Origin of the sequence: Vibrio sp. 10N.222.49.C9, from assembly GCF_041474985.1 — a bacterium.
Lineage (GTDB): Bacteria > Pseudomonadota > Gammaproteobacteria > Enterobacterales > Vibrionaceae > Vibrio > Vibrio crassostreae_C.
This window is the reverse complement of the sequence record NZ_JBFRVD010000334.1, coordinates 1-234: the sequence shown is the minus strand read 5'-3', so window position 1 is coordinate 234 and position 234 is coordinate 1. Positions and strand designations below refer to the sequence as shown.

The window sequence follows — 234 nt, the reverse complement described above, 5'->3', positions numbered from 1 at the left end:
TTCACCAATATATAGTGATAAGCGAATTATGAACTCAAACAAGTCTCTATTGATTGTCATCATCCTTGCAGTAGCTGGTTTTGCACTTGTGTCTCTGTTGTCTATACCGTCTGGTATTGCTTTCTGTTTAGGCGTTGTATCAACTGCTTTAATCTTATGGCAGAAACCTGCTAGTACTGCTTCAAGCTCTAAACCTTCTTATTCATCTTCCTCTTCATCCACACCCGCTTTGAG

Annotated in this window: 1 pseudogene; it reads left to right on the top strand. The window is 39.7% G+C overall.

The window, feature by feature from the left end:
• Positions 1-28: 28 nt before the first annotated feature.
• Positions 29-234, top strand: a pseudogene (locus AB4585_RS23395) (RNA-binding protein); the annotation flags it as partial.